This is a genomic window from Microcystis sp. M_QC_C_20170808_M3Col, from assembly GCF_007095505.1.
Lineage (GTDB): Bacteria > Cyanobacteriota > Cyanobacteriia > Cyanobacteriales > Microcystaceae > Microcystis.
In genome coordinates this window covers 1-4,643 of record NZ_SFBY01000307.1, presented here as the reverse complement: position 1 = coordinate 4,643, position 4,643 = coordinate 1, and the positions used below count along the sequence as shown (strand labels likewise).

General features: G+C 48.8%; 4 protein-coding genes. All 4 read right to left on the bottom strand.

Going from position 1 to position 4,643, the window contains the following annotated elements; all coding sequences use genetic code 11:
• Window positions 1–257: 257 nt before the first annotated feature.
• The 4 genes from kdpC to kdpB are packed head-to-tail and all read right to left on the bottom strand — an operon-like array spanning window position 258 to window position 4,528.
• The gene (gene kdpC / locus EWV84_RS13820; protein ID WP_287078439.1) at window positions 258–902 is read right to left on the bottom strand and encodes a K(+)-transporting ATPase subunit C; all 645 of its coding nucleotides are present in this window, start codon (window positions 900–902) and stop codon (window positions 258–260) included.
• Between the two features lie 2 nt (window positions 903–904).
• Window positions 905–1,111 carry a potassium-transporting ATPase subunit F gene (locus EWV84_RS13815; protein WP_287078438.1) on the bottom strand — a complete coding sequence of 69 codons (207 nt, stop codon included), beginning with the start codon at window positions 1,109–1,111 and terminating at the stop codon, window positions 905–907.
• 40 nt (window positions 1,112–1,151) lie between these two features.
• Complete coding sequence (locus EWV84_RS13810) at window positions 1,152–2,369, bottom strand: DNA cytosine methyltransferase (RefSeq protein ID WP_287078437.1); 1,218 nt, start codon at window positions 2,367–2,369, stop codon at window positions 1,152–1,154.
• Window positions 2,369–4,528 carry a potassium-transporting ATPase subunit KdpB gene (gene kdpB, locus EWV84_RS13805; protein ID WP_287078436.1) on the bottom strand — a complete coding sequence of 720 codons (2,160 nt, stop codon included), beginning with the start codon at window positions 4,526–4,528 and terminating at the stop codon, window positions 2,369–2,371. Before kdpB ends, EWV84_RS13810 begins: the two co-directional genes overlap by 1 nt.
• Window positions 4,529–4,643 lie beyond the last annotated feature (115 nt).

Genomic DNA, 4,643 nt, shown 5'->3' with positions numbered 1-4,643 from the left:
CATTTTACGCAGGGGGTACTTAGACAAAATCAGTATAGCACAATAAAAGTTAAGTTAACAAGCTATAGTTTAAAAAGCCGTCCTAAAAGGACGGGGCTTTAACCCAAAATTTCGGTAAAAAATCCTCTCCCAGTTAGTTTTTTAGCGGCTGCATCCCATGTTTGTAAATCTACTAAGTTGGGATTTTTAAAGGCAAACTCTCTCTTCCCACTTGCCACTTTCCTATACCTTTTAAACAGGATTGAGTATCAGAAACCCTATTGGGTATTTGCGATCGCATCTAGAGCCAAATTCAGTTTCAGCAGGTTAACCCCCGGTTCGCCGAAAATGCCGAGAAAGCGATCATCGGTGTTTTTGGTAACGAGGATCTCCACTTGATTTGGCGGTAATCCCCGCACCCGCGCCACCCGCTCGATCTGCGCTCTGGCAGCCTCTGGGGTGATATGGGGATCGAGACTGGAGCCGGAGGTATATACCAGATCCGCGGTGGGTTTAATTCCCGCTTTCTCTAATCGGGGAATCTCCCCCTCCATAGCTTTTGCCGGATCGGGATCGGGTTTTCCTTTAATTCGATCGATCAACACGGGGTTACTGGGAGCTAGGTTACTCGCTCCCGAAATTCCGGTTTGCAGGACTTTGTTAGGATCGTTTTTCGGATCGGCCGTACTGTAGGCGGTGGTACTTGGACGACTATTGAAATAGCGATCGCTGGTGAAAGGTTGCCCAATTAGAGCCGAACCCACCACTTGACCTTGATTATTGGTGATCAAACTCCCGTTCGCTTGCCAGGGAAAAAGAATTTGACCGATGGCGATCATCGAGAAAGGATAGATCAGCGCAGTGATCACCCAGAGAACTAGGGTAGAACGGATGGCTTTAGCTGCCTCGCGTGCAAAACTCATAATTAAAACCTCTCTGGTATAAAGATGACCAAGAACAGATAGATAAATAAAGCAAAGGCGACTAATCCTAAAAGGGTTAACGCGGAAGCTTGCGTCCTATCGATAGTGCTTCCCGTAGAAGCTTGAACGATGGAGGAGAAAAGAATTGTCAGACAGAAATTTAAGAAAATATACCAGAAAAATCGGTATTTTATAGGTGATGCTTTCATAAGAATTAGAGGTTTTTGGAGATTTGTTTTTGCCAGTAAATCAAGAAAATAGCTGTAGTTGTCGATAGGTTGTCTTGTTCCCCTTTTTCAATTCATAGTTAAGAATACATTGGCCCACATATCTGGACAAATTAACAGGAACAGCATTGCCAATCATTTGTTCTAGATTAGATTTTGTTCCTGTAAAAATAAAGTCTTTAGGAAAAGTTTGAATATAGCTTCGCTCGCTCGTTGTTAGCGGTCTTAGTTTTTCCTTGAGATGACAAGCATCACCGGGATGTTGTCGATAGGTTTTGGGAACTGGTCGATTTACTCCTCGAATAGTAGGGCTAGGTTCATAAATACTGAATATCGCCCTTCTTTGATAGCTTCTAGGATGTCTATAATAGTATTCTATGTCTAATTCTTTGCCCATATAGTCAAATACAGTCAGAGGTTGAATTGATAGATTTTCATTGATTTCATCGATTAAAAAATCATCTTCTTCGTTCATTTTACCGATCAGAAAATATCTTTTTCTAGTTTGAGGAACTCCGCAGTAACAAGAATTAATAACTTTTCCAGTTAAACCATAACCATGTTTTTTTAAAATTTGTTTTGCTTGAGTGAGTATTTTACTTTTCTCAATTCTATCCACATTTTCCATAACAAACCATTGCGGACTTACTCTAGTGACAATTTCAGCGAATGTGAGCGTTAGATTCGCTCGTCCTAAACCCTCGTCTCTCCTACCCGCACTGGAAAAGTCTTGACAGGGAGGACTGCCGACAATAATCTCAGGATTATATTGAGCAAATATTTCTTGGCTAGATTCTCTAGATAAATCGACATTAAATATCGGATGACTAAAGTTATTTCTATAGACATCTATAGCAGGTATCCAGTTATCAAATGCGGCCACAATAGTAAACCCCGCTTTCTGGAAACCTAAAGATAAACCACCACAACCAGCGAATAAATCGATTGTGATCATTTTGCTCCCTCCTCTAAATTGACTCTCGAAAGCGTAAAATAAATTATCGGAATCGGGAGCTAAACCGTATAACTCTTGTGTACTTAACTCCGCAGGTTGAATTTTTAAATTTTCATCGAGTTTCAGATATACATTTTTCAGTCCTTTCCAATCTAAGTAAGCGCACAAAGAAGCTGGAAATGAGGAATTAAATTGATTTTTACCCCATGTTTCTTTTTGGTTAAAATCCCGATTCGAGTGCTTCAATCCGAATAAACTAGGCTTAAATATTGCAGATTTTGCCATTACCTCAACCCGATCGCTGAAATTATCTCATCAATAATCTTAATAGCAATAAACGGCGCAATCATGCCTCCCACCCCGTAGATAAGGATATTGCGCCGCAATAGTTGGTCGGCAGTAAGGGGGCGAAATTGAACGCCTTGAAGTGCCAGAGGAATCAAAACAGGGATAATCAGGGCATTGTAGATCAGGGCCGAGACGATCGCCGATTGAGCGCTTTTCAAACCCATGATATTTAAAGCACCGATCCCAGCAGCGGCGAAAATCGTCGGGATAATAGCGAAATACTTAGCGATATCGTTAGCTACCGAAAACGTGGTCAGGGCGCCGCGGGTAATTAATAACTGTTTGCCGATGGTGACTAAATCGATCAGCTTGGTCGGGTCAGAATCCAGATCCACCATATTGGCCGCCTCCTTCGCCGCTTGGGTTCCGGAGTTCATCGCCACACCGACATTAGCCTGGGCTAGTGCGGGTGCGTCGTTGGTTCCGTCTCCCGTCATGGCAACTAACTTGCCCTTGGCTTGCTCGCGACGGATCACCTCGATCTTATCTTCCGGGGTGGCCTCGGCGATAAAATCATCCACCCCCGCCTCCGCCGCGATCACCGCCGCCGTGATCTGGTTGTCGCCGGTGAGCATGATCGTTCTCACACCCATGCGCCGTAATTGGTCGAAACGCTCTTTTAATCCCGGCTTCACGATGTCCTTGAGATAGATCACCCCGTAGATATCGTTACCCCGACAGACGGCGAGGGGAGTTCCCCCCAAACGGGAAACCCTTTCCTGTGCCTGATCGAGGGTCTCGGGAACGGAACCACCGCGGGAACGGACGAAACCTTTAATTGCGTCTACGGCTCCCTTACGGTATTCCTCGCCGTCCATATCGGTGCCGCTCATGCGGGTACGAGCGGAGAATTCGATTCCCTCGCCGGGTTGGCCATCGATGGGGAGGTTCGCGCCCAAATTCCGGGCTAAGGCAACGATCGAGCGTCCTTCCGGGGTTTCGTCGAAAAGGCTGGCCGCTAGACAGATGCGGGCTAATTCCTCGAGGTTATGACCGTTCACGGGGATAAATTCGTCAGCCAGTCGGTTTCCGAGGGTAATCGTTCCCGTTTTGTCGAGAAGGAGGGTATTCACGTCGCCGCAGGCTTCCACGGCGCGCCCGGAGGTGGCGATGACGTTAAACTGAGCCACACGATCCATGCCGGCGATGCCGATCGCGCTCAATAAACCGCCGATCGTCGTGGGAATGAGGGCGACGAGGAGGGAGATCAAGATGGCGATACTGGAACCGGCCCGAAAGGTATCCGCAACCGCCGGCCCGAGACTCGTTTCCAGGAAACCGGCGATATAGTTCCCGATCGGCGGAATCGTGGCGACGACAATTAAAAAGACTTGGGTTAACACGGCCAGAAGTACCGTCAGCGCGATCTCGTTGGGGGTTTTCGTGCGCTCGGCCCCTTCCACAAGGGAGATCATGCGATCGATAAAACCCCGGCCGGGATCTTGAGCGATCCGCACCGTCAACTCGTCCGAGAGAAGCCTGGTGCCGCCGGTGACGGAACTGGCGATGTCGGTTCCGGGTTGTTTGAGGACGGGGGCCGATTCTCCGGTGATCGCCGATTCATCCACCGAACCGATTCCCTCGATCACTTCCCCGTCGGCGGGAATCACGTCCCCGGCCACCAGTTTTACCCGATCGCCCCGACCCAAGGCCGTGGAACTGACCGACTCGATCGAGCCGTCGGCAAGGATTTTCCGGGCCATCGTGTCGCTGCGGGTCGAGCGCAGGGCATCGGCCTGGGCTTTTCCCCGTCCCTCGGCGACCGCCTCGGCGAAGTTGGCGAACAGCACCGTGAAGAAGAGGATGAGGGTGATGATGCCGTTAAGTAGCCGTTGTTGTCCCCTATCCCCGGCGATCGTGCCGAATAGATGCGGGTCGATCGTGACCAGGGTCGTGACGATCGTTCCTAACCAGACCACGAACAGGACCGGGTTACCCACGGCGATGCGCGGGTCGAGTTTGAGGAAGGACTGCTGGATCGCGCGTTGATAGAGACCTGTCCGGTTTACCTTGGGGGTGTGGCGGCGGTCGTCCCGGCGACCTCTCGGCACTCGCAAAGGGCGAGAGGATTTAGAATTTCCTTTGTTCGTTCTCATCGAAAATTTTGGGTCTGAAACCCCGTCGTTCTACGACGGCTTTACCGTTAAATACTATAGCAAAGACCAAGGTGCTTAGGACAATCCATCGCTGAAACCCTGTTCAGATAAGAGT

What these genes read in the sequence shown, in the direction of transcription:
- kdpC (WP_287078439.1), bottom strand. Translation starts at nt 902, where the DNA reads ATGAGTTTTGCACGCGAGGCAGCTAAAGCCATCCGTTCTACCCTAGTT.
- EWV84_RS13815 (WP_287078438.1), bottom strand. Translation starts at nt 1,111, where the DNA reads ATGAAAGCATCACCTATAAAATACCGATTTTTCTGGTATATTTTCTTA.
- EWV84_RS13810 (WP_287078437.1), bottom strand. Translation starts at nt 2,369, where the DNA reads ATGGCAAAATCTGCAATATTTAAGCCTAGTTTATTCGGATTGAAGCAC.
- kdpB (WP_287078436.1), bottom strand. Translation starts at nt 4,528, where the DNA reads ATGAGAACGAACAAAGGAAATTCTAAATCCTCTCGCCCTTTGCGAGTG.